This window comes from Limibacillus halophilus (assembly GCF_014191775.1).
GTDB lineage: Bacteria > Pseudomonadota > Alphaproteobacteria > Kiloniellales > CECT-8803 > Limibacillus > Limibacillus halophilus.
In genome coordinates this window covers 346,693-370,860 of record NZ_JACHXA010000001.1, presented here as the reverse complement: position 1 = coordinate 370,860, position 24,168 = coordinate 346,693, and the positions used below count along the sequence as shown (strand labels likewise).

General features: G+C 60.1%; 22 protein-coding genes and 1 pseudogene. 4 read left to right on the top strand and 19 right to left on the bottom strand.

Translation table 11 applies throughout. The annotated features are described in order from the left end of the window. The 7 genes from FHR98_RS01720 to FHR98_RS01690 form a co-directional block, all read right to left on the bottom strand. The gene (locus tag FHR98_RS01720) at positions 1 to 678 is read right to left on the bottom strand and encodes a thioesterase family protein (RefSeq protein WP_183414895.1); all 678 of its coding nucleotides are present in this window, start codon (positions 676 to 678) and stop codon (positions 1 to 3) included. A 23-nt stretch (positions 679 to 701) separates the two neighbouring features. Further along, on the bottom strand, positions 702 to 2,492 hold the full coding sequence (locus tag FHR98_RS01715) for an acyl-CoA dehydrogenase C-terminal domain-containing protein (RefSeq protein WP_183414894.1): 1,791 nt from the start codon (positions 2,490 to 2,492) through the stop codon (positions 702 to 704). 31 nt (positions 2,493 to 2,523) lie between these two features. Then, entirely contained in the window at positions 2,524 to 4,866 is a 2,343-nt protein-coding gene (locus FHR98_RS01710) for a 3-hydroxyacyl-CoA dehydrogenase/enoyl-CoA hydratase family protein (protein ID WP_183414893.1), read from the bottom strand. Between the two features lie 17 nt (positions 4,867 to 4,883). Continuing rightward, positions 4,884 to 6,023, bottom strand: a complete 1,140-nt coding sequence (locus FHR98_RS01705; protein WP_183414892.1) for a thiolase family protein — start codon at positions 6,021 to 6,023, stop codon at positions 4,884 to 4,886. 16 nt (positions 6,024 to 6,039) lie between these two features. Further along, positions 6,040 to 6,444, bottom strand: coding sequence for a MerR family transcriptional regulator (locus FHR98_RS01700; protein WP_183414891.1), 405 nt, complete (start codon positions 6,442 to 6,444; stop codon positions 6,040 to 6,042). Positions 6,445 to 6,513: 69 nt separating this feature from the next. Continuing rightward, the gene (locus FHR98_RS01695; RefSeq protein WP_183414890.1) at positions 6,514 to 8,202 is read right to left on the bottom strand and encodes a long-chain-fatty-acid--CoA ligase; all 1,689 of its coding nucleotides are present in this window, start codon (positions 8,200 to 8,202) and stop codon (positions 6,514 to 6,516) included. A 206-nt stretch (positions 8,203 to 8,408) separates the two neighbouring features. Beyond that, on the bottom strand, positions 8,409 to 9,680 hold the full coding sequence (locus FHR98_RS01690) for an OmpP1/FadL family transporter (RefSeq protein WP_183414889.1): 1,272 nt from the start codon (positions 9,678 to 9,680) through the stop codon (positions 8,409 to 8,411). 486 nt (positions 9,681 to 10,166) lie between these two features. On the opposite strand from FHR98_RS01690, the gene FHR98_RS01685 reads away from it, so the two are divergent. Then, the gene (locus FHR98_RS01685) at positions 10,167 to 11,375 is read left to right on the top strand and encodes a phosphoglycerate kinase (RefSeq protein WP_183414888.1); all 1,209 of its coding nucleotides are present in this window, start codon (positions 10,167 to 10,169) and stop codon (positions 11,373 to 11,375) included. A gap of 4 nt (positions 11,376 to 11,379) precedes the next feature. Here FHR98_RS01685 and FHR98_RS01680 read toward each other — a convergent pair whose 3' ends face one another. The 3 genes from FHR98_RS01680 to FHR98_RS01670 all read right to left on the bottom strand — a co-directional run bounded on the left by FHR98_RS01680 (position 11,380) and on the right by FHR98_RS01670 (position 13,209). Next, positions 11,380 to 11,730: an AzlD domain-containing protein gene (locus FHR98_RS01680; protein WP_183414887.1), complete on the bottom strand. Its 351-nt coding sequence runs from the start codon at positions 11,728 to 11,730 to the stop codon at positions 11,380 to 11,382. Continuing rightward, entirely contained in the window at positions 11,727 to 12,461 is a 735-nt protein-coding gene (locus FHR98_RS01675) for an AzlC family ABC transporter permease (RefSeq protein WP_183414886.1), read from the bottom strand. Before FHR98_RS01675 ends, FHR98_RS01680 begins: the two co-directional genes overlap by 4 nt. Positions 12,462 to 12,522: 61 nt before the next feature. Beyond that, positions 12,523 to 13,209 (bottom strand): DUF1684 domain-containing protein, encoded by a 687-nt coding sequence (locus FHR98_RS01670; protein WP_246377306.1) that lies wholly within the window; start codon positions 13,207 to 13,209, stop codon positions 12,523 to 12,525. 192 nt (positions 13,210 to 13,401) lie between these two features. Here FHR98_RS01670 and FHR98_RS01665 point away from each other — a divergent pair, with 192 nt between their 5' ends. Then, positions 13,402 to 14,670, top strand: a complete 1,269-nt coding sequence (locus tag FHR98_RS01665) for a PQQ-dependent sugar dehydrogenase (RefSeq protein WP_221205668.1) — start codon at positions 13,402 to 13,404, stop codon at positions 14,668 to 14,670. A 95-nt stretch (positions 14,671 to 14,765) separates the two neighbouring features. Here the strand turns inward: FHR98_RS01665 and FHR98_RS01660 are convergent, their stop codons facing one another. After that, complete coding sequence (locus FHR98_RS01660; protein ID WP_183414885.1) at positions 14,766 to 15,251, bottom strand: hypothetical protein; 486 nt, start codon at positions 15,249 to 15,251, stop codon at positions 14,766 to 14,768. A gap of 119 nt (positions 15,252 to 15,370) precedes the next feature. Next, positions 15,371 to 16,894: a YifB family Mg chelatase-like AAA ATPase gene (locus FHR98_RS01655; protein ID WP_183414884.1), complete on the bottom strand. Its 1,524-nt coding sequence runs from the start codon at positions 16,892 to 16,894 to the stop codon at positions 15,371 to 15,373. 170 nt (positions 16,895 to 17,064) lie between these two features. Here FHR98_RS01655 and FHR98_RS01650 point away from each other — a divergent pair, with 170 nt between their 5' ends. Together FHR98_RS01650 and FHR98_RS01645 are read left to right on the top strand one after the other, a co-directional pair. After that, the gene (locus tag FHR98_RS01650; RefSeq protein ID WP_183414883.1) at positions 17,065 to 18,222 is read left to right on the top strand and encodes a tetratricopeptide repeat protein; all 1,158 of its coding nucleotides are present in this window, start codon (positions 17,065 to 17,067) and stop codon (positions 18,220 to 18,222) included. Positions 18,223 to 18,336: 114 nt separating this feature from the next. After that, positions 18,337 to 20,121, top strand: a complete 1,785-nt coding sequence (locus FHR98_RS01645; protein ID WP_183414882.1) for a B12-binding domain-containing radical SAM protein — start codon at positions 18,337 to 18,339, stop codon at positions 20,119 to 20,121. A 16-nt stretch (positions 20,122 to 20,137) separates the two neighbouring features. Here FHR98_RS01645 and FHR98_RS01640 read toward each other — a convergent pair whose 3' ends face one another. From FHR98_RS01640 to hisH, 7 genes and pseudogenes are all read right to left on the bottom strand, one after another. Continuing rightward, positions 20,138 to 20,686: an NUDIX hydrolase gene (locus FHR98_RS01640; protein WP_183414881.1), complete on the bottom strand. Its 549-nt coding sequence runs from the start codon at positions 20,684 to 20,686 to the stop codon at positions 20,138 to 20,140. A gap of 53 nt (positions 20,687 to 20,739) precedes the next feature. Further along, positions 20,740 to 21,108 (bottom strand): histidine triad nucleotide-binding protein, encoded by a 369-nt coding sequence (locus FHR98_RS01635; protein WP_183414880.1) that lies wholly within the window; start codon positions 21,106 to 21,108, stop codon positions 20,740 to 20,742. Between the two features lie 3 nt (positions 21,109 to 21,111). Continuing rightward, complete coding sequence (locus FHR98_RS16610; protein ID WP_246377360.1) at positions 21,112 to 21,453, bottom strand: phosphoribosyl-ATP diphosphatase; 342 nt, start codon at positions 21,451 to 21,453, stop codon at positions 21,112 to 21,114. A 21-nt stretch (positions 21,454 to 21,474) separates the two neighbouring features. Beyond that, positions 21,475 to 22,230 (bottom strand): annotated as a pseudogene (hisF, locus tag FHR98_RS01630) (imidazole glycerol phosphate synthase subunit HisF); the annotation flags it as partial. Next, a complete protein-coding gene (hisA, locus tag FHR98_RS01625; protein WP_183414878.1) occupies positions 22,230 to 22,961 on the bottom strand; it encodes a 1-(5-phosphoribosyl)-5-[(5-phosphoribosylamino)methylideneamino]imidazole-4-carboxamide isomerase in 732 nt (243 codons plus the stop codon). The gene hisA and the pseudogene hisF, both read right to left, overlap by 1 nt. After that, the gene (locus FHR98_RS01620; protein ID WP_183414877.1) at positions 22,958 to 23,521 is read right to left on the bottom strand and encodes a GNAT family N-acetyltransferase; all 564 of its coding nucleotides are present in this window, start codon (positions 23,519 to 23,521) and stop codon (positions 22,958 to 22,960) included. Before FHR98_RS01620 ends, hisA begins: the two co-directional genes overlap by 4 nt. Continuing rightward, the gene (gene hisH / locus FHR98_RS01615) at positions 23,518 to 24,162 is read right to left on the bottom strand and encodes an imidazole glycerol phosphate synthase subunit HisH (protein WP_183414876.1); all 645 of its coding nucleotides are present in this window, start codon (positions 24,160 to 24,162) and stop codon (positions 23,518 to 23,520) included. The genes FHR98_RS01620 and hisH overlap by 4 nt, the downstream gene beginning before the upstream one ends. Positions 24,163 to 24,168: the final 6 nt, after the last annotated feature.

Here is a 24,168-nt window from a genome sequence, read left to right as displayed (position 1 = left end):
CTAGGAAACGGCCTGTTCGTCCTCTTCCGTGCCCCTTGTCGCCCGCTTGTCGGCTTTCTTCCGGGCCTTCTTCTCAGCCTTGCGGTGCGCCTTGGCCAGCGCCGGCGTTTCGGTCAAAGGCGATTCGGCATTTAACGACGGGTGCTCACTATGCGGATCGTCCATCCACTCGGCCGCCAATGCCCAAGCCTTTATGCCCGGTGGGATCGGTGGAGATTTCCGCTTTTTGATGCCCAATGCTACGAAAAGCTCCTCGGTCTTGACGCTACGCGTTTTACTGATGATCGCCGCCCGCACCAAGGCCCGCGCAGCGACCTTGCCGTTAGCCTTTGCAAAGACCTGCTCCAGATACAAGAAACGCTCGTCCCAACAGAGCAGGCGGGTCGTGAGTTCGTAGCGCTCAAGCGGGGTCAAGGAGCGTTTGAAGGAGATGGTCTGTGCAGCCACCACCGGCATCCAGCGACGCTTGCGGAAACCGCCCAGCGTTCCCATACGGGCCATCATGTCCAGACGCCCCAGGTCCATCACCGTCAGGTAGCGGCCATTGTTCATATGCCGGTTGAAATCGAGGTCGTTGAGCCAGACACGCAACCGCAGCACCGAGGGCTCGAACAAGCCAAGGGGCTTGCGGAACCTCGCCGCCATCAGAACCCAGAAAAGCCTGAACACCAGGTTCATTCACATTGATCCTTCAGCCGGTTCTAGAAGTCATCGGCCGCCATGGCCATCAGGGGCTTCTTACCCGCCATGATCTGCTGAAACAGAGCGTTCGACTCCGGCAGTATCCGTGCCATATAGAAATCCGCGGTGTTGATCTTCGCCCGATAAAATCCGCCACTGTCACCTTCCTGTTTGGCCAAGCAAAGCTTGGCTGTGCGGGCCCAAACGTAAGCCAGCGCCACAAGCGCGAAAAGCCGCAAGTAGTCGCTGGCCGCCGCGCCCGCCTCTTCGGGATCGCGAAGGCCTTGCTGAGCGACCCAGGCCGTCGCCTGCTGCAAACGACTGAAGGCCTTGGCAAGAGGCAACACATAAATCGCCAGGGTAGGGTCCGTCTGATTTTCTTCTATGAAACCGTGAACAGGGTGGAAAAAACGCCGCAAAAGCCGACCCATGTTCTGGCCCAGTTTACGGCCGACCAGATCCAGCGCCTGGATGCCGTTGGTACCCTCATAGATCTGTGTGATTCTGGCGTCGCGCACCAATTGCTCGATACCTTGCTCCTTGATGTAGCCGTGTCCGCCATAGATTTGCTGTGCCCGAGTGGCGGCATCGAACCCATGGTCGGTGCAAAACGCCTTGATGACCGGCGTCATCAGCGCGACAAAGTCATCGGCCTCCTGACGGCGCGTCATGTCCGGGTGTCGCTCGGCCACATCCAGTTCCATGCCCACCCAGATTGCCAAGGCGCGGCTGCCCTCGTTCAGCGCTCTCATCGTCATCAGGTTCTTCCGTACGTCCGGATGTACGATAATCGGGTCGGCCTTCTGCTGCGGTTCGGCAGGACCAGCGAGTGAGCGCCCCTGGCGGCGTTCGCGCGCATAGGCGACCGCCGATTGATAGGCGGTTTCGGCAAGACCCAGCCCCTGTATCCCAACGCCGAGGCGTGCGGCATTCATCATCGTGAACATGGCTTTCATACCGCCATGAGGCTCACCGACCAGATAGCCTTCAGCGCCATCGAAGTTCATGACGCAGGTTGAGGAAGCCTTGATCCCCATTTTTTCCTCGATCGACCCGCAACTGACACCGTTGCGCTGGCCCAGGTCGTCGCCACTCTCGCCGAGCAAGAACTTCGGCACCAGAAACAGCGATATACCCCTGGTTCCCGAGGGCGCATCCGGAAGCCTCGCCAGCACTAGATGCAATATATTCTCGGTCAGGTCGTGTTCGCCCGCCGAGATGAAGATTTTTTGGCCCGTGATGCCATACCGCTGACCTTCCAGGGGCTCCGCCCGAGTGTGAATCAAACCTAGGTCGGTACCGCAATGGGGCTCGGTCAGGCACATGGTCCCCGCCCAACGACCATCCGCCAGATGTGGCAAGGTACGCGCCTTGAGATCATCGCTTCCCCAGGTTTCCAGCGCATTGTAGGCGCCGTGGGAAAGCCCGGGATACATACCGAATGACATGTTGGTGGAGCAGATCAACTCCTGAACCAGAAACTCCAGAGTTTTGGGCAGGCCTTGCCCGCCATAAATCGGGTCGGCGGCAAGGCCGGTCCAACCGGCGACCCGATAAGCTGCGTACGCCTCCTTGAATCCCTTGGGCGTACGTACAACACCCTTATCGAAATGGCAGCCCTCGCTATCGCCGCTTTGGTTGAGCGGAAGAAGCTCGTTCTCGCAAAAGCGAGCGCCTTCCTCCAGGATGGCGTCCACCACGTCACGCGTGGCCTCCTCGCACCCTGGCAGTGTCGTGACGCGATCGTCATAGCCGAGCAGGTCGTAGAGGCAGAAGCGGATGTCATCGAGGGGCGCTTTGTAGCTCACCATTGGTTCGCTCCGTCCATTCGTGGTGCCATTGCTAGTTCCGCAGCGGCTTACCGGTGGTCAGCATGTGCTCCATTCGAGCCAGCGTGGCTTCGTTGCGGACCAACCGCATGAAGGCCTCGCGTTCGAGATCCAGAATTCTCGCCTCCGGCGTCGGGGTTGTGTGGTCGGCCTCCGGACCGCCGATCAGCACGCCGATCAGTTCGTTGACCACGGTCCTGTCGTGCGGCGTGACGAGACCTTTTAGCGCCAGGTCGTGGACGGCGAAGTCTAAAGACGCCATTCCATTTGGCCCCGGCAGCGAAAGTTCCGCGGGATCGGGTGCCCGGTAGCCCTCGGCCAGAACCAGGGCACGCGCCTTGGCCGCAGCCAACAATCGATCCCGATTGAAAGTGATGCCGTCGGTATCTCTCAAGAACCCAAGTTCCCGGGCCTCAAAGGCGGATTTCGCCACCTTCGCGGTGCCTATGGTTTCGAAAGCTTCGACAACGGGGGGCATCGGCCCTTTGGGACGCCGCCGGTCCGCCGCAAGACGCGCCAGCAATTCTGTACAGCCGCCCCAACCGGGGATCACCCCGACGCCGACCTCCACCAAACCCATGTAGGTCTCGGCGTGGGCCTCGATGGCGTCGGCGGCAAGACAGATCTCGCAACCGCCGCCAAGCGCCAGACCCGACGGGGCCGCCACCACCGGGAAGGGCGCATACTTGAGCTTGCGGTATAGTTTCTGGCCTTGGACTACCAAGTCTTCGATCATCGGCCAGAGGGCCGTGTTCGCAGCGAAGAGCGCCAATCCCAAGTTCGCGCCTGCGGAGAAGTGGCTTGCCTCGTTGTAAATGACCAGCGCCCTATGGTTTTTCGGAACGATCTCCAAAGCTTTTGCGATGATGGCGAACACGTCTTGGTCGATGGTATTGAGCTTGGTGTGAACTTCGAGGCAAACCACGCCGTCACCAACGTCCCAAAGGCTGGCCGACGCGTTTCCAGCCATGCGTTCGGTACGACGCTTTACATCTTCCAGCAAAACGACCCCTGGGGGCCGCTCCAGATTCTGATACACGCCATCGGGAAGCAGTTGCTGCAAGGCCCCGTCGTGTTCGCGGTAGAAGCCTTCCTTCCCCGCGGCGGTTTCGAGAAGCGCCGGGACGGTCATCTTTTCTGCTTTGAGGCGTTCGACGAACGGCACTGCACCAATTTGGTCGAGCAGTTGGAAGGGACCAAGCTTCCAGTTGTATCCAAGGGTCATAGCACGGTCGATCGCGGCAATGTCGCTCGCGATCTGTGGAACCAGAGAGGCCGCATAGCCAAGGGTTTTCGACAGAACGGCCCAGGCGTAGGCCCCTCCTTTGTCAGGGTGGGTTACCAAAGTCCGTGCGGCGTGCTTGCGACCAGCCGCCTTGGCGGCAGACAGACTATCCAAGATGGGCTTGCGAACGGGTGCATACTTCCCGGTCGTCAGATCGACGGCCTCTTTCACCTTGCCGCCGTCGCCGCGATTGATCCGGTAAAAGCCGCCCTTGCCCTTACGGCCGGTGAAGCCTTCTTGGATCATACGCGCGACTACCGGCAAATCCCGGCGCAACGCATGATAGGGGTCGTCCGACGGCAGATTCTCCGCAAGGCTGCGGTCGACGTGCGGCATCAAATCTATGCCTACGAGGTCCATCAGCCCAAAGACGCCGGTTTTCGGGAAGCCCAGGTATTTACTCATGACCGCGTCGGCTTCCTCGACGGAAAGGCCGCGATCAATCGCTTCGGTTACGGCGGCTTGAATCCAGAAGGTACCGATCCGATTGGCCACGAAGCCTGGCGTGTCCTTGCAAACCACGACGCCCTTGCCGAGACGGCGATCAGCAAAATCCATCAATTCTTGCGTCGCCTCGTCGCGTGTATCCGGTCCGCTGACGATCTCCAGCAAGCGCATGTAGCGGGGCGGATTGAAGAAGTGTGTGATCAAAAAATCCCGCCGGAGCCCCTCGGGTTGCCCATCCATGAGGCGGGCCAACGGTAGCGTCGAGGTGTTTGACGAAACCAGCGAGCCGGGTTTGCGGTGTTTTTCGATCTTCGTATAGAGGTCCTGCTTCACTTCCAATCGTTCAATCACCGCTTCGATGATCCAGTCACACGCGTCCAGCCGCGCAAGATCGTCTTCGATGTTGCCGGCTTGGATTCGTCGAGCCGCCCCCTTCGACATGAACGGCGCCGGGTCTTCCTTCAGCATTTTTGCCAGCGCTGACTCGGCGACAATACTGCGATTTTCCGCATCCTCGGGCACCAGATCGAGAAGCAGCACTTCCAGCCCGGCGTTGGCAATCTGGGCGGCGATCCCAGCACCCATTACGCCCGCACCGATGACCGCAACTCTCTCGATAGCCATAGTCGCTCTCCCGCCTGTCAGACCGCTTCGAGTATGGTGGCGATCCCCTGGCCGCCGCCGATGCACTGGGTTGCCAGCGCGAACTGCTTGCCCTCGCGTGCCAGAAGCTGCGCAGCCTTGCCGGTGATGCGTGCGCCCGTCGCACCCAATGGATGGCCAAGCGCCAAGGCGCCCCCATCCAGATTGATCCGCGACCAATCGAGACCCAACGCGTCCGCACAGGCCAAAGCCTGTGAGGCGAAGGCTTCGTTCAGCTCAATAACGTCGAGGTGCGACGCCTCCAAGCCAGCTCGCTTCAAAGCTTTTTGAGAGGCTGCCACCGGCCCCATGCCCATTATTTCCGGCATGCAGCCCGCCACCGCGACGGATTTGATCCGCGCAAGGATCGGCAGGCCCCGCGCCTTGGCATAGGTCTCGGATACAACGAGACAAGCCGACGCTCCGTCGGTCAGGGGCGATGAGGTCCCTGCGGTCACGCTGCCATCGTCCTTGAAGGCTGGTTTCAAATCAGCCAGGTCCTGGAGGTTGGCTTCAGCGCGTATACAGCCGTCGTTCTCGATCGTCCGGTTGCCCTGGCGAATAGCGACGATCTCCTCCGTGAACTTGCCGGCGGCCCGCGCTGACGCTGCCCGCTTGTGGCTTTCCAAGGCCAGGTCTTCCTGGCGGCGACGGTCGATACCGTACTTCGCGGCAACATTCTCGGCGGTTTCGCCCATCGACATGTACGCTGCGGGATAGCTTTGGGCGAGGTCCGGGTTCAGCATCGGGTTGAAGCCCGCCATCGGGACGCGGCTCATGGACTCAATGCCCGCGCAGATGAAAACGTCACCCGCGCCCAAGCTGATCGCCCCCGCTGCCATGTGAATGGCTTGCATTGACGAGCCACAGAAACGATTGACTGTCGTACCTGCTACGGCAAGGGGCAGATCGGCAAGGAATCCTATTAGTCGGGCGACATTCAGCCCCTGCTCGCCTTCAGGAAAAGCGCAGCCGACGATCAAGTCCTCGATATCGTCCTTTGCAACGCCCGTTCGCGTGACCAATTGCGCGACTACCTGTGCGGCCAGATCGTCGGGCCTGACCCGCGTCAGGTCGCCTTTCTTGGCAAAATGAAACGGCGAACGCGCATAACCTGCGATAACCACGGACCTGTTCATCTAACCACCTCTTTGGCTACTGCTTTGATTTCCGTTTTGAAGTCTCTGCGGTCCGGCTCAAATGGTCCGTAGCTTGCCTCTGAATTTCCCGCAGTTCCGTCAACGTTGCTTCGATATCCCGCTTCTGGCTTTCCAGTTGTGCAGTCCGCTTGTCGATCTTTTCAAGCAACACGCGAGTCTGCGCAGTTTGGCTGGGATCTGCATCGTAAAGGTCCAGCCAGTCGCGGATTTCCTTCAGGCTGAAACCAAGGCGCTTGCCGCGTAGGATCAAGATCAGCCTTGCGCGGTCTCGCGCCGTGAAAACCCTGGTCGCTCCTGCCCGCTCGGGCGAGATCAAGCCCTTGTCCTCATAGAACCGGATGCTGCGTGCTGTAACCGCCAACTCGCTGGCTAACTGGCTGACCGCGTAAAGCTTCCGCATGGCCTAATTCTCCTTGCTCAACACAATGTGGTGCCAGTCGCACTAAACGTCAATTCGTTTACGTTTACGTTAAGTATGATCATTTGCGCGTTTAGCGGCCTCTTCGGCAATCAGTTCCTTTTTCGAGAGCTTCCCGATCATCGTTTTCGGCAGGCTGTCGCGAAACTCAACCTCGCGAGGTAACTCAATCGGGGATAAACGAGCGGACAGAAAGGCCAACAGCGTTTCGGCATCTGTTCCTTGATGGCCATCGCGCAGCTTTACGAAGGCTTTGGGCGACTGGCCACGGTAGGAATCGGGTATGCCAATGACCGTTACCTCGACGACATCGGGATGCTCGTAAAGCGCCTCTTCGACGATGCGCGGGTAAACTTTGTAGCCGCCACAAAGAATGACGTCCTTGATCCGATCGACGAGGAATACGTACCCATCTTCATCCATGTATCCGACGTCGCCGGTATGAAGCCACCCGTCCCGAAGCGTAGCAGCGGTAGCGTCGTTTTTTTGCCAGTAGCCCTTCATTACTTGAGGCCCCTTGATGCAGATTTCGCCGTTCTCACCAAGCGGGACGCAGGTTCGAGAGTCTTCCAGGTCGCGCACTTCGACCTCGGTTCCGACGAAAGGCAGCCCGATGGAGTTCGGCTTGTTTAGGCCAAACACAGGGTTGCAGGTCACAACCGGCGATGCCTCGGATAGTCCATAGCCTTCGACAACCCGGCAGCCGGTTCGCGCTTCGAAGGCCTGCTTCACCTCCAACGGCAAGGGCGCGCCGCCGGAAATACAGAAATTTAGGCTGGAGAGGTCATAACGGGCGATGTCGGGATGGCTGTTTATCGCGTTGAAAATCGTGGGCACGGCTGGAAACAAGGTCGGCTTTTTCCGGTCAATGACACGCAAGAGGTCTTGGAGCTCGAACCGCGGGAGCAAGATCATTTCCGCGGCAATGGCAACGGCCAGATTCATGGCGACGGTCATTGCAAAGACATGGAAGAAGGGCAACACGCTCAACATCCGCTCTTCGCCGTCTATGAGACGGGGGTCCCAGCTGCGCACCTGGCTGCGATTGGCGGAGACGTTCGCGTGAGTCAGCATGGCGCCCTTGGGAATGCCAGTCGTTCCGCCGGTGTATTGCAGGACAGCAAGGTCCTCCCGCGGATTGAGCGCCACCGAGCGGAGAACCGTCCCGCTTTTCAGAAGTGCGTCGAAGGGGACATAGGCCGGAGCGTTGGGAACCTTCGCCAAACTACTCCTTTTCAATAGGGAAAACAGAAGACCCTTTGGAAATGGCAAGGCATCGGTGAACTTGCAGACCACTACCTTTTCCAAGTCGCCGCTGGCGACAAGACCTGCCAATTTGGGCAGCATCAATGTCATGTCGAGGGTGATCATTACACGGCAACCGGAATCGCGTGTTTGCCGCTCAACCTCCGGCTGGCTGTAGAGCGGGTTGAAATTAACCACAACCGCGCCCGCTTTCAGCGCACCATAGTAACTGATCACGAAAAACGGTGTGTTGGGTAAAAACACCCCAACGCGGTCCCCTTTCTTGACGCCGAGCGCCTGAAGGCCCGCAGCCGCCTGATCCACCAGCGCGCCGATCTCGGCATAACTGTATTTGCGTCCGAGGAAATCTATGCAGGATCGGGTCGGGTAGGCGGCAACGGCGCGATCCATCGCCACGTGCACAAGCTCAGGCAAAATCTCCTGATCCCACTGGATATCTTCAGGATAGCTGGCGATCCAAGGCTTATCGGTCATGCGCAGCACCTCCAAAAGCAAAGCGCGATGAAAACCGGCTTCACTTCCTAGATTTGGTGAGGCGCAGACGCATAAACCAGTGACAAAGAGTCACCATTTCGGGAGCCGAGGACCACAGCAGCAATTGCGCTCAGGTCGAGCACCGGCCTTTCGGCGATTTGCCGAAAGGCCCCCAAGCGCGCGCAATACCGATTAGCGGTTAGCGGTTAGAAGCTAATCTTCCCCTGCACCGACAAGATATCGACATGGCTTTCGTACTCGGCGGTAAGGCTACCGCGGAGCAGGTTTTCACCAGCGCCGCTCAGATTGACATCCGAATCTTCCACAAAGATATGGGCATATCCGGCATCCACCGTGAACCAGTCACTGACTTGATAGCTCGCGCCGACGGTGACCCAATAGCGGTTGGCGTCGGGAATACGCGGCGTGCGGAAGTTATCCGGCACCGGCGATTCATCGAAAGCCACGCCAAAACGGAAGGTCCAGTCTTCATCCATCTTGTAGGTCGCGCCCGCTGCGACGAAAACGGAGTCGTCCCAGTTCTCAGTCGTAACGTTGTCCGGCATTCCGTTGTCGAACTGAATTCTGATTTCGTTGAACTTATGCCACATGGTCAACTGAGCTTCGCCCATGACCGACCAGTTGGAGTTGATATCGTACACAAAACCGAGGCTGAAGCTGTCGGGAAGGGTCACATCCGCCTGCGCGCCCAAAGTCGGCAGATTGCCGATTCCGGGGACAAAGATATTAACGTCACCTTCCAGTGTCGACTTCACCTGAGAGCGATAAGCGGCGCCCAATTGAAGTTGGTCGAACGGCTTGACGAGAATACCGAGGTTGAACCCGTAGCCCCAATCATCGCCCTCCAGGCTTGCGTGGCCTTCACCGACTTGCGTCAAAGTCGCATTCGTTAAGTCGGCTTCGATATACTGAATCTGCGCTCCTGCACCGATGGAAACCTTGTCGGTTATCTGCCACCCGATCGCCGGATTCACATTAATCGTCAGCAATTCGGATCGAACGCCATGAAAGCGCCCCACCCAGTCCGGTGAGTACTCCGTCTCCAACCCGAAAGGCGTATTGATAGCCAAGCCGAAGTTGATGTCCTCGGTCAGGGGTATGGCGCCGTAGAACGCCGGCAGCGCCGCACCCGACCCAATATCGTTCTGAGTCGATGGGCCTGTCAGGGCGCCCCCCGCGAAGGCATTGAAACCGCTAGAACTCTTCAATTCTGAAACCGGGCGAATATAGCTTGCGACTGTCAGTGCCTGAACACCTTCAACCTCGGCCAACGCCGCCGGATTGAAAAACATGTAGCTCAAGTCCTCAGCACCCGCCGTCGCGCCTGCAAAGGCATTGCCCAATCCCGAAGCGCTCTGCTCCTTGAGTGCAAACCCCGCCGCGTCCGCCCCCGTGGCTACGAAGGGAAGGCCAGCCAGAACACACAACGATGCTCCGTACTTGATCCAGCTTCTCATTTCACCAAAGTCCCCTGTTTTTATTATAAACCGCCCGCGCAACGAAATCTGAACGTCGGTGTCGATATCCCATTCCATCAATCCGACCGCTCAGCCTTCCCGAGGGCTCGTTCAGAAAACCCAAACTCCTTAACGTACTCATAACTTATCTAATACAATAGTAAAAGAAGTGTGAACAAGCCACTGGATTCGCACAGTTTTACAAACTCGTGCATTTCTGCGAATCGGCTTATGCCGTTTTTTCAGGGTGTAGGGAATTAAGATGGCGGTCGAAAATGCCCGCGCTCGAATCCCGCTGCGGCCAATTCGACCTGAGGGCGGCTTGCGATCAATCCGCCGTTGGTCCTTGCGGTGCAACGGGCCTTGGCTGGCATCCGTCGCATCGTGTATCACTCCAATTGGCTGAAATCGCCACGAGCCTGGTCCGCCTTGCCGCGCCCCTTTGACCACATCCCTTTGACCGCAAACAGAGAGACCTGCTGAGAAATGACGAGCTACAAAACCTTGGACGACCTTGATCCCGCGGGTCAGCGCGCTCTCGTACGCGTAGATTTCAACGTGCCGATGAAAGACGGCAGGGTAAGCGATGCTTCTAGGATCGAGCGCGCGGCGGTTACAATTCGAGAGTTGCGGGATAAGGGAGCACGTGTGGTCTTGCTCTCGCACTTCGGACGCCCGAAAGGTCAACGTGTCGCCGAAATGTCCCTGAAACCGGTTGCAGCCAGCCTCGAGGCCATTTTAGGTCATCCGGTCGCCTTCGCCGACGATTGCATTGGTCCGGAAGCGGAAGCCACGGTCGCAGCTTTGGCAAACGGCGAGGTAGCGTTGTTGGAAAATTTGCGGTTCCACCCCGGGGAAGAAGCGAACGACGATGCCTTTTCGGATGCCCTTGCAAAGCTCGGCGATCTTTTCGTGAGCGACGCCTTTTCCGCGGCCCACCGCGCCCACGCCAGCGTCGAAGGCTTGGCACGACGGCTGCCCACGGCAGCAGGGCGTTTGATGGAAACTGAGCTTACGCACCTGGCGCAGGCGTTGGAACGACCCGAACGTCCGCTTGCCGCCGTAGTGGGCGGCGCCAAGGTATCAAGCAAGCTGGCTTTGCTGGACAACCTGGTACAAAAGGTCGATGTGTTGATCATCGGCGGCGGCATGGCCAACACCTTCCTGTACGCGCAAGGGTACGAGATTGGAAAGTCCCTTTGCGAAAAGGAGATGGCGGATACGGCGCGACAGATCTTGGAAACCGCAAAAGCAGCGGGTTGCGACGTCTTGTTGCCGAGCGATGTGGTGGCTGCCGAGGCTTTTTCCGTCAATGCCCCCCATAGAACGGTTGCCACGAACGAGGTCCCTGCGGAGTCCATGATACTGGACGTCGGCCTTGAAAGTCTGGCCACGCTCAAAGCGCGCCTTGCCGACTGTCGAACGTGCGTTTGGAACGGGCCTCTAGGCGCTTTCGAGATAGCGCCGTTCGACCATGGAACCAACGTACTGGCAAAGGAAGTCGCGGATTTGACCCGTGCCGGGAAGATTCTTTCGGTGGCCGGCGGTGGCGACACGGTCGCAGCCCTCGCTCATGCTGGTGTCGTCGAGGATTTTTCCTACGTGTCGGCCGCCGGCGGCGCCTTCCTGGAATGGCTTGAGGGGAAAACTCTTCCTGGCGTCCGCGCTTTGCGGGATGCAGCGGTTAAAGCTTGATCGGTTACGGCGTCAACCACCCGGAAAAACTGAGCATGACGAGAACTGCGACACCCCCGGCAACGCCCAGCAGAATGTTGCGGCGGGTCAGGAAGAAAATCACTAATGCCAGCCCCGTTGCCGTCAGGCGGTAGGTGAGTGGCGTTTCAGTCAACGGTGGTCCTAGCGGCAGGACGATCATGCGGGCAATCAATGCAGCAAGCAGAGCGTAAGCAACCGCACCGACCCACTCGAAAAGATTGCTATCCGGATCAATTCTGCCGGACAACAAGACGCCGATGAACCGCCAGAAGTATGTTGCCAGCGCCCCAACGGTCAAAACGCCGGCGAGGGTCCAGAATCCCAACCCGCTCATACCGATCGCCTCTTGAGTAAACGATCGACGGCGAAAGCGAGCGATCCTGCCAGGAACCCAGCAATAACCAACCCCCAGTCCGGCGTTGCCAGATGCAGCAATGGCCCCAGGACCGCACCGAAGGCGAGCGCCAAAATCTTGGCGCGCTGCCGCAGGTCCGCCGCGAACACGAGCATGAAGTAAATGGGGTTGATGAAAACCAACCCAAGCGTCACATAGGCCGGTAGGCCGCCCGCCATCAGGAAGCCGACAGCCGTTGCGATCAGCGTCGCCGCCCAGAGCGTGATGGCATAACCGAAGAAATAGGGCAGTCTCCAAGCCCGGTCGATGGCGTGTCCGTTGCGCATCAATTCGGCCCAGGCCGTCACCGCGATCCAATGGGACGCCACGTAGTAAACCCATCGTCGGTACCCCGGAACACGTAGAAGCGGCACCAGGGCGACCGTCATCGGCAAGAGCCGGGCATTGGTCAAGGCAACCACAGAAATGATCGCCACAATCGAAGCGCCGACCGACAGCAACTCCACCAAAGCCACCTGACCCGGCAAGGCCCAGCCCGTAGCCGTGGAAGCCAGCCCGAACCAAAGCGGGAAGCCACTTTCACGAACCAGCGCGCCAAAGCCTAGAAAGCTTGCTGCCATGACGACGGCGGGCACACCCATTGCCTCGCGCACGCCGCGCCGCACAGCCTGGCTCTGTGTGTCAAATTGAAAGGAACGTGTCTGCCTCATGCGGCCTAGAGGCTATAGAGGTACGTGTCGTTAAAAAAGCCCCTGAGTTGCATAAGGGTTATCACAGCGCCGCATGGCTTATCCCGCTCGATCCGGACGCGCGTGGCGCTTTCTCGCCGGCCATCACCGGCCGGGTCAGTTTGTTTTCGGGTGGAGCGAGCGGACAGGTCCAATCCGGAGAATAAGCGCATGACGGGTTGTAGGCGAAGTTGAAGTCCAGTAGCAGGCGCCCTTCCCGAAAGCCCAGATCTGCGCTCTTGATTGAATCCAGAAGGTATCTGCCGCCGCCATAGGTTTGCCTTGCGCTGGTTGCATCGCTAAAGGGCATGAAGAGCCCGCCGCCGTAACCCAGCAACCAATAAAGCGTCAATTCCGCCCCAAGGGCGGCCGCCAGCCCTGCTGTACGTGCCACCGCCTGCAAGCGCAGCGTACCATCTGCACCGATCTCCCAGGCTTCCTCAGAACCATCGACCGCTGCCAGATCCACAGTGAAACGATACGCCGGATCATAGTCGAAGAAGGGCAGTGGCAGAGCCCTCCCACGCTCCGACTCAACCAAAGGGGACGCCGTGTGATCGCGGATCAGGGCATCGCGACCTTCGCGCCATTCCCTCCACGCAACCTCGCTATCGCCTTTCCGGCGTGCTGCTGCGAAGAGTTCCGCCATTTGACGGCGCCAATCCGCAACCGCCAAGATCGGGAACCGTTCAAACAACAAGCTGTTTTCCGGGCGACCCATGCCGTCCATTGCGCTCTCCTTCCTCTCGACATTCGGTTTCGATCCTGCCAATCGTTCCGGCGCGTCGTCCAGGTTCCTCGATCTTCCTGCGATCAATAGCGCGTGAGGATGCTTGCCTAGAACAGTTCCCGGCGGTCTCATGGAAACGCCTGTTGATGTAGAAAGGACCCGGCGACTGTTTATCAAGGGAGGCGCGGACCGATGAGTATCAAGGCGCTATTGTCGGCCTGTTTGCGTATGGTCGTGTTGTCGATGGCAATCGCGTATTGGCCATCCTTCGCTGTTATTCCCACTCAGGCGGCAGATCCGGTGCCGGGGACGCAATTTTCGATATCGGCGGAAGAACTACCACAGCCCTATGCCTCGCCCAGCGCTTCCAACAGCCCGCGTCTGGTAAGAAGGCCCTCGAACCAGAAGCCCGACGTTCCAGATGGGTTTGAAGTAACGCTTTTCGCCGAAGACCTGGACCATCCGCGCAACCTCATTGTGGCGGACAATGGTGACGTACTGCTGGCCGAATCGCGCCCGGGCCGTATCACCTTGCTGCGGGACAGCGACGGCGATGGTCGGGCCGACCTGATCGACACTTTCGTCGCCGGTTTCAGGTTGCCGCACGGCTTGGCGCTAGCCGAAGGTGCGCTCTATATCGCAGATGCACGCGCAATCTGGCGGCTTCCCTATCATCCGGGTGATGAGAGCGCCCGAGGTCGGGCCACACGCATTACTGCCAAAGGCGCGTTCGGCGATCCAGGCGGGCATTGGACGCGGAACCTGGCGATCCACCCGCTAGACGGCCGCCTGTTCGTCTCCATTGGTTCGGAAGGCAACCTGGCGGAAGAGCCGCTGCCGAGAGCGAGCATTCAAGTCTTCGACCCCGACGGGTCCGGGCAGCGAACCTACGCCAGCGGTCTTCGGAATCCGGTCGGCATTGCCTTCCATCCAAGCAGCGGCGCGCTCTACACGGTCGTGAACGAGCGCGATGGGTTGGGTGACGAGTTGGTTCCTGATTACCTGACCGCCGTCGAGGAGGGCGCCTTTTACGGCTGGCCTTACGCCTATAGCGGCAATCACCCACAACCAGGCTTTGCCGATCTGCGCCCCGATTTGGTCGCCGCCGCCCGTTTACCCGATCTGCTGTTTCGCAGCCATTCGGCGCCGATCGGCTTAGCCTTCTATGACGGCGCGTCGTTTCCGCAAGACTATCGCGGGGACGCTTTTGTCGCACTCCGGGGCTCGTGGAACGCCGATTTGCCCAGGGGTTATTTCGTCGCCCGCGTTCCCTTCCGGAACGGCCGACCTTTAGGTGGATACGAGGTTTTTATGTCAGGGTTCCGACTGGACGACAAACCAGCCGGCCGGGCTGAAGTCTGGGGGCGGCCAACGGGTGTTGCGGTCACCCCCGGCGGTGGCCTTTTGGTCTCCGACGACAGCGGCGGCACCCTTTGGCTGGTCCGCTGGCGTGGTGAATGAACCCGAAGGCCTGAAAGAGAAGAGGCGGCGCAACACAGGCCGCGCCGCCCCCTCACTGATAGTATGTGAGTAGTATGTGAGGCGCTTTAGCGCCATTAACGGTATGAGTACCCGATGAAGAGGTACTTGATCAGATAGCGGCTCCTATCGGAAATATATCCACGCCCATACCTGTCGTAGCACTGAATGCCGCCGATCTTGGCCGGATGCCCGCGCCAATATCCCTTGGTTACGACCTTGTGGCATTTCTTGCTGTGGCCATAAGCGTATCCGTGCCCGTAACCATGGCCGTGATTGTGGTGGCCACCGTAATATCCATAACCGTTATGATGGCGCCTGCCGCGTTCATAACGCCCATGCTTACCGTCATGGTCGTGACGCCGGTGGTATCTGCGATCGCCGGACCTATCGTGATCGCGCCGACGGTCATAGTCGTGATTGCCGTGCTGGCTCTGATAGCGGTCACTCCGACGGTCCTCACCGCGATCCGCCGCTGCGTCGCTGGGAAGGGCAACGCTAAGCGCAAATGCCGAAAGCACACCCAGGGCCATCCCTTTGATTGTCTGCGTCATTGCATTCATCGTTATCTCTCCTTTCGTCGAGCATCGAAGCGCCCATCCCCGGCCTCCTAACCTAGTGGTACGAAACGACCCCTGGGAAACATCCCCTTGCGCGGCTTTGCGTCGTCGGAGAAGTGGGCTTATCGGCCCGGCTGCAAGCGGCGGTAAGCCATTGCTTCTGCGATGTGGAGGCGCCGAACCGTGGGCGAGGATTCCAGATCGGCCAACGTGCGTGCGACCCGGAGCACGCGGTGATACCCACGCGCCGACAATCGCAGCTGTGCCGCCGCTTCCGTCAGCAGGCGGCGGCCTTCAGAATCCGGGGCCGCGACTTCCTCGAGCAGTCGTCCGTCCGCTTCCGCGTTGCTTCGTGGTAGGTCTGCCGCCTCGCCAAGGCGGGCATAACGTTCCCGCTGCACACGGCGCGCCGCCGCCACCCGTGCGGCGATGACCGCGCTATCCTCGGCGGGTGGCGGCAGCGACAAATCGGCTGGGCTGACGGCCGCGACCTCGACATGCAGGTCGATGCGATCAAACAGCGGACCCGAGATGCGGGCTTGATAATCCTGGGCACAGCGCGGTGCGCGGTTACAGGCCTGCGCCGCGTCGCCCAGATAACCGCAGCGGCAGGGGTTCATGGCTGCGACAAGCTGGACCCGCGCAGGGTAGGTGATGTGGGCATTGGCCCGCGCCACGGTCACGCGACCCGCCTCCAGCGGCTGGCGCAAGGACTCCAGAGCCTGGCGGCTGAACTCCGGCAATTCATCCAGGAAAAGGACCCCTCGGTGCGCTAACGAAACCTCGCCGGGGCGCGCGCGCAGACCGCCGCCGGTCAGGGCCGCGATGGACGCCGAGTGATGCGGCGCCCGATAAGGCCTAATGCGGAGCAGCCCACCGGCGGCAAGGGCCCCGGCGACCGAGTGGATCATGGAAACTTCCAGCGCCTCGGCAGGTTCAAGCGGTGGCAAGAGGCCCGGCAGGCGCGCCGCAAGCAACGACTTTCCTGCTCCTGGGGGTCCCAGCATCAGCAGATTGTGACCGCCCGCCGCCGCCACCTCCAGTGCCCGTTTGGCGCTTTCCTGTCCTTTGACATCGCGCAGATCGAGTGTGCGCTCCTCGCTCGGCGCCAGGGTTGGCGTCGGGGCGGTGAGAAGCTGGCTACCCTTGAAGTGGTTGACGAGGCTCAGCAGATCGCCCGCGGCCAGCACGTCCAGACCCCCGGCCCAGGCGGCCTCGCCGCCTTGCGCGGCAGGGCAGATGAAACCCTTGTCTCGCCCCAGGGCATGCACCGCCGCCGGCAGCACGCCGGCCACGGCGCTGATGCGCCCGTCCAGGGCCAACTCGCCCAACGCCACGAATTCGGTGATCTCCTCGGCCGGCAGAACCCCCATTGCGGCCAGCAGGGCGATTGCAATGGGCAGGTCAAAATGACTGCCTTCCTTGAGTTGATCGGCGGGGGCTAGATTGACGGTAATACGTTGCGGCGGCAGCGCCAGACCCAGCGCGGCAAAGGCCGCCTTCACGCGCTCCCGGCTTTCCCCCACCGCTTTATCCGGCAATCCGACGACGGTAAAGGCGGGCAGGCCCGCCGCAAGCTGCGCCTGCACATCGACCTCGATCACCTCGATACCCAGAAACGCGACCGTGCCGACGCGCGCGACCATGCCAGACCCCCCAGTTAGAATTTCCGGCCCTCTTCGGAGGGCTCGTTGCCCTCGCTTCTACCATGGGGCGTTAAAGTCCGCAAAGTTTGCGCGCCAGTGTCATTGAGCCGCTTCATCTTACCCTGTACCCATGTTTTACTGTCGCGCGGGGCAAGCGTGGGGGAGAAGGTATGGAGCCGGAACACAGGGAAGCCTTGAAGCTATCGGAGGCTGGGCGCTTCAGTGATGCAGAGGCACTGCTGCGCGACCTGATCGCCAAACGGCGCGCTGGCGGCAAGGCCCATTTGCAGGACCACTTGCTGCTGGGCCTCAGCCTTTTCAACGCCGGGCGCTTCGAGGACACCGTCGCGGTTTTCAAGGAGGCAACCAAGCTCTTTCCGGAGGAACCCAGCGTCTTCGAGAACCAGGGCGTGACGCTGATCCGGCTCGGCAGAATCCAGGAAGCCGTGCAGGCCTTGGAGAAGTCACGCTCACTCGGCAACCGCACGCCTAACTTGATGGATGGTCTCGCCAATTGTTATGGACGTCTTGGCCGCCTGGCAGAGGCGCGCGCGGAGGGTGCCGCCGCCCTGCTGGCCAAGGACCAACAAGCCTGCAAGGAAGGAAAGGCCTTCCCGCTACCCAAGGAAGCGCCTTCGCTTTTCGATCCGACCCAACCGCATCGGAACATTATTTCCTTCAGCTTGTGGGGCAGCGATCCCCGCTATACGCAAGGCGCGCTCCGGAATGCGCTGCTGACGCCGGATATCTATCCCGGTTGGACCGCGCGTTTCTATGTCGATGACAGCGTCCCCGAGACCGTCACCAAACAGCTAACATCGCTTCGCGCCGAAGTTGTTCAGCGACCCAAACCCAAAGTTTTCTATGAGGGCCTTTTGTGGCGCTTCGAGGTGGCAAGCGATCCGGAGGTGCGGCGTTTTCTAGTGCGCGACGCCGACGCCGTCATCAATACCCAAGAGCGGGCCGCCGTCGATGAGTGGCTGTCAAGCGGGCGCTATTTTCACATCATGCGCGACTGGATCAGCCATACCGACCTGATCCTGGCCGGGCTATGGGGCGGCGTGGGCGGCGTTCTGCCGCCGGTCACCGAGCTGCTCGCCGCTTTCCGAAACTTCCGCGCCGCGTCACCGACGTTCGATCAAGACCTGCTGCGTTTCATGGTTTGGCCGACGGCACGGCTAAGCTGCCTGATTCACGACAGCCATTTTGATTGCCTGGACAGCCGCCCCTTCCCAAAAGTGGGGCGCCTGCCGCCGGGCATGCATGTCGGACAGGACGCCCGCGCCAGAAAGATTCGCAAGCCACGCCGAGAAGACGGTCGCCGCTAACTCCGTGCCTTGCGCGGGCTGGCCTTCACTTACGGCCGTTTGCGCAGATGCCCGGCTATAGCTAGACTAGCGGCGCGCCCGTTTTATGAGGCGCTGTATAGGGGGGCCTGTCGCATGGGCAAAAATGCCGCTGCCGGTACAGGGAAGAACCACGCAAAGAAATCCTTCCGGCTGATTCTCGTTAAACCGTCGCATTACGACGACGACGGCTATGTCATTCAGTGGCTGCGTTCGGCCATTCCGTCGAACACGCTGGCGCAGCTCTACGGCCTTGCGCGGCTGTGCAAGAACGAAGGCGTCCTGGGGCCGGACGTAGAAGTCACAATCGACGCCTATGACGAGACCAACCGCGTGCTGCCGATAAAGCGCATGCTGCGCAATCTTGCCGGCGCGGATGGCGGTATGCTCTGTTTGGTTGGCGTACAGTCCAACCAGTTTCCGCGCGCCATCGATATCGCCAGACCCTTCAGGGACGCCGGGCTGCAGGTGGGAATCGGCGGCTTTCACGTCAGCGGTTGTCTCTCGATGCTGCCGGAGCTACCGCTTGATATCCGCCAAGCCCAGGAAATGGGCATTTCGCTTTTCGCCGGGGAGGCGGAAGGGCGGTTCGACCTCATTCTCAAGGACTGTTACGCCGGAGCCCTGAACCCGCTTTACAATTTCATGGCCGATCTACCCAATCTGGAAGGTGCGGTCGTGCCGTTCCTGCCCGCTGACGTGGTGGCACATACGGCGGGAGCCAACACCTCTTTCGATGCCGGGCGCGGCTGCCCTTTCCAATGTTCCTTTTGCACGATCATCAACGTGCAGGGCCGTAAGTCACGCACTCGCTCGCCCGACGACGTGGAGGCCATCGTCCGCGAGAATCTGGAGCAGGGCATCAAGCGATTCTTCATCACCGACGACAACTTCGCGCGTAATCGCAGCTGGGAGGAGATCATGGATCGCCTTATCCATCTGCGCGAAGAGGAGAAGCTCAAGTTCTCCATTGTCATTCAGGTCGACACGCTCTGCCACAAGACGCCGAACTTTATCGAAAAATGCGCTCGTGCAGGCGTTAAGCGGGTCTTCATCGGCCTGGAGAACATCAATCCGGACAATCTTGTCGCCGCCAAAAAGCGCCAGAACAAGATCTGGGAGTATCGCAAGATGCTGCAAGCCTGGAAGGCCCAGGGCGTGCTGACCTATGCAGGGTACATTTTAGGATTTCCCGAGGACACACCGGAGAAGATCAGGCGCGATATCGAGATCATCAAACACGAACTGCCCGTCGACCTGCTTGAGTTCTTCTTCCTGACACCCTTGCCGGGCTCGGAGGATCACAAGACCCTCTATTTGAAGCAAGTCTGGATGGACCCGGACATGAACAAGTACGACCTCAACCACCGTACGACCCATCATCCGAGCATGTCGGACGCCGCGTGGGAAGCCATCTACGCCGAGGTTTGGGAGTCTTACTATGCGCTGGATCACGTCGAAACCATCATGCGCCGAGCGGCTGCCTGCCGCATGAATGTCGGCAACCTGATGTTCCTGATGCTCTGGTTTTACGGCTGTGTATCGATCGAAAGGCTGCATCCCCTGGAAGGTGGCTGGTTCCGGCGCCGGGTGCGCAGCCAGCGACGCCATGGAATGCCGATCGAGTCTGCCCTGACATTCTGGCCCAAACGCTTTGCCCAAGTCCTGCACAATCAGGCGTCCTGGCTGTTGCTGCTTTACCGCTTCGGCATGATTCGTCGCCGTATCAAGAAAGACCCCAAGGCGCGGGACTATATGGACGCTTCTTTGAGGCCCGTCACCGACGAGGAGGAACTGGAGACCGAGTTGATGCAGACGCACATCGATGCGCTGCCCAACACTTACGGCGCGCCGCACCGTAAGGTTGCGGCCGGCGTTTGAGCCGCTGACTACGCGATCAATAGACGCCGGTTTCGCCTTCGGGGTTTGAGAAGGGTGTAAAACTCTCCTGATCCCGGCTTTCCCGGTAATGGCCGAGCGCCCAATGGACCGAAGGGAAGGCGATTTCCTTCCAAGGAACCTCAGACCAATCGAAAAGCGCCACCTCCTGGCTTTCCGGTCCGGCCTCGAAACTGGGCTCGGCAAGACTGGCGCGATAGATAAGCTGGACCTGACTGATCCGCGGTATGGAATAAACGGCCAGAAGTCGTTCGATCTGGATTGCCGCCCGCGCTTCCTCCCAGGCTTCGCGGCGGGCCCCGGTCTCCGGGTCCTCATTCAATTCCATATAACCGGCCGGCAAGGTCCAGTAACCGATGCGCGGCCCGATGGCGCGGCGGCAGAGCAGTATCCGATCGCCGAAAGTCACGACCGACCCCACGACAACCTTCGGATTCTCGTACTGGATGAAGCCGCAATCGCTACAGACCAGGCGTTCCTGATCATCGCCCCGCGGCACACGCCGCTCGAATTTCCTCTTGGCCTTGTAGTTTTCGTCAGTTGTCATGCCGCACAGTCTGGCCGAGCCCGGAAGCGCTCGCAAGTCCGTCGATCCAGGGGCTAGCTCCGGTTCGGCTTGATCATGCGCCCCATGTCCTCGCCCCCGCAAATATGCAGGTGAAAGTGCGGCACCTCTTGGCGAGCGTCGCGGCCATGATTGGCGATTATTCTGTAACCCGGTTCATCCAAGCCCAAATCGCTAGCGATGCGACCGACAGCCCGCGTAAAGGCAAGTATTTCGAGGTCGCTGGCCTGTTGCGAGAAATCGACGTACGACTGGTACTCTCCTTTGGGAATGACCAAAACGTGCGTCGGCGTTTGCGGATTGATGTCCCTGAACGCTAGAACGTGGTCGTCCTCATAAACCTTGTCGCAGGGAATTTCGCCGCGAACGATCTTGGCGAAGATGTTGCTGCTGTCATAGCCCATGGTTCACGCCTTCTTCCTACTAGCCTTTTCCGTCAAGCCGGAGGTCGCGGTCCGCTCCTCCAGCTTCTCCCACACCGACCGCGGATCAAGGTCGCGCGCTGCCCAAAGCACCATCAGGTGGTAAAGCAAATCGGCGCTCTCGCCCGCCAAGGCCTTTTTATCTTCAACCAAGCCGGCGATGATCGTTTCCGCAGCCTCCTCGCCAAGCTTTTGTGTAATTTTCTTAAGCCCCTTTGCGTAGAGCTTCGCGGTATAGGAACTCTTGGGATCAGCGCCCTTACGCGAAAGCACAACGTCATGGAGGCGGTCCAGGATATGGTCGCCGCTACAATTGCTGTTGTCCATCACGTCCCCCTCTGCCTTGGCTGGCCGCACGGCTATTCCCGCCGACTGCAAGGCGTCTTTTGCTTCCGCGATAGTATGTTGACCAAAATGAAAAATCGAGGCCGCCAGAACGGCCGCCGCATGACCATCTTTAACGCCTGCGACCAGATGCTCAAGCGTACCGACACCCCCGGAAGCGATCACCGGTACGCGTACAGCGTCGGATACCGCTCTGGTCAATGCCAAGTCGTAACCGATCTTTGTGCCATCCCGGTCCATCGAAGTCAGCAGGATCTCGCCGGCGCCAAAGCTTTCCATCTTTCGCGCCCACTCGACCGCGTCAATGCCCGTCGCGTTGCGACCGCCATGCGTGAAGATCTCAAACTTGCCCGGACTCACTTGCTTCGCGTCAATGGCCACCACGATGCACTGGGTGCCGAACTTTTCCGCCGCCTCGCGCACGAACTCAGGATTGGTTATCGCTGCGGTATTGATCGAGACTTTGTCGGCGCCCGCCAGCAGAAGCTTGCGGATATCCTCCAGCGTACGCACACCTCCGCCCACCGTAAGCGGCATGAAGCACTGTTCAGCCGTGGCACGCACGACATCTAGGATAATGCCGCGATTTTCGTTGCTGGCCGTGATGTCCAGAAAGCAAAGCTCATCGGCCCCGGCGGCGTCGTAAATTCGCGCCTGCTCGACCGGATCCCCGGCATCACGCAAGCCGACGAAGTTCACGCCCTTCACGACACGTCCGTCTTTAACGTCCAGACAGGGGATTATGCGGGCCTTCAACATCACGCGGCCTTTCGAGCCAACGCCAGGGCCGCTGCCGGATCCAACCTGCCGTCGTAAAGGGCCCGACCGCAAATCGCGCCCGCGATGCCGCTTTCCTCACGCGCCTTGAGCGCCCGTATGTCCTCGATGGAGGCAAGACCGCCAGAAGCTATGACCGGAATACTGACGGCTTTGGCAAGAGCTTCCGTCGCCTCCAGGTTGATACCCTGTAGCGCGCCGTCCCGGTCGATATCCGTATAGACGATGGCGGCCACGCCCACGTCCTCGAACCGGCGCGCCAATTCGTCGGCCTGGAGACTGCTCGCCTCCGCCCAACCCTCGACCGCCACCCGGCCCGCGCGCGCATCGATACCGACGACCACCGCTCCCGGATGCGCTTTACAGGCCTCGATAACCAAGGCCGGGTCGCGTACGGCGATGGTGCCAAGAATGACCCGCGTGATACCTGCTTCCAGCCAGCGCTCAATGGTCGCCCTATCCCGTATGCCGCCACCCAATTGCATCGGCAGGGTGACACGGGCGCGGATCGCCTCGACGGCTGCAGCGTTCACGGGCTTGCCCGCAAAAGCGCCATTGAGGTCAACCAAGTGCAACCACTCGAAACCCATGGCCTCGAACTTGGCCGCCTGATCGGCGGGATCGTCATTGAAGACGGTCGCTTGGTCCATCTCGCCGCGCAGCAAACGCACGGCTTGGCCGTCCTTCAGATCAATGGCCGGATAGAGAATCATGCGGCCGACCCTTCTTCCTGATCCAGCGACTTCGTGAAGTACAGTCCACCGACCCAAGTGCCATCCGCCCGCGCATAACGAGGGTGGTGCCCCCATTGCTTGAAACCAAGGCTTTGATAGACCTGGATGGCACGCTCTTGGGTTTCGCGCACGTCCAGGTTCAATACTTTGACTCCCGCGGCGCGCGCCGCGGCTTCGATGGCCTCGATCATTTGCCCGGCCAAGCCATGCCCGCGGGCCCAGGGTGCCAGGAAGTGCGAGGTGATCTGCCCAACCTCGGCTTGGGCCTCGTTATTGCGGGCGTTGCGCTGAAGCTGGGCCGATCCGGCAATGACCTTGTCGAGCCTGGCAACGAAGAGCTTGCGCTCGGGAACCAACAGAACGCCTTTCCAGTAGGTCTCGAGAGTCTGACGGGGCGGGGGTGAAAGCCAACCGAAACCGCCGCCCGCATCAATCGCTGCCTCGGTCGCATCGCACAGGTCGTGCAAATCACGTCCGGACAGACTCTCGATCCGCTCTACAGCGGTGAGAGGTTCGATGACGGATAGGCGCTCACTCATGGTTTCCACTCCAGAAAATTCCCCAGCAGGCGCAAGCCCGCCGCTTGACTCTTCTCGGGATGAAACTGCGTCCCGATGATGTTGTCTCGCCCGACGACGGCGGTAACCGAGCCGCCATAATCGACCCACGCGAGGCGTACAGCCGGATCCTTGGGCAAGAGATGGTAGCTATGCACGAAGTAAACGTGGGTCCCCTCGGCCAAGCCGCCAAGGACCGGATGGTCCGGTCTGTCGATCACAAGTTCGTTCCAGCCCATGTGCGGTATCTTGAGAGCCCGATCAGCAGGGCATAGCGCAACGACTTCCCCGGCAATCCAATCGAAGCCCGCCGTGTCGCGGTGCTCGCGACCGACACTCGCCATCAACTGCATGCCCACGCAGATACCCAAAAACGGCTTGGCCTGGACCATCGCCGCTTCTTGCACGGCTTCCATCATGCCTGAAAGCGCGTCCAAGCCCCGGCGGCAATCGGCAAAAGCGCCAACACCCGGCAAGACGACGCGGTCGGCCTTGCGAACCACGTCTGGCTCACTGGTCACGACTACTTCCATCCCCAGCCCTCGGTCCCTGGCCGCGCGCTCAAGAGCCTTTGCTGCCGACCGCAGGTTCCCGGAGCCGTAATCTATGACGGCGACGCTCATTGCTTT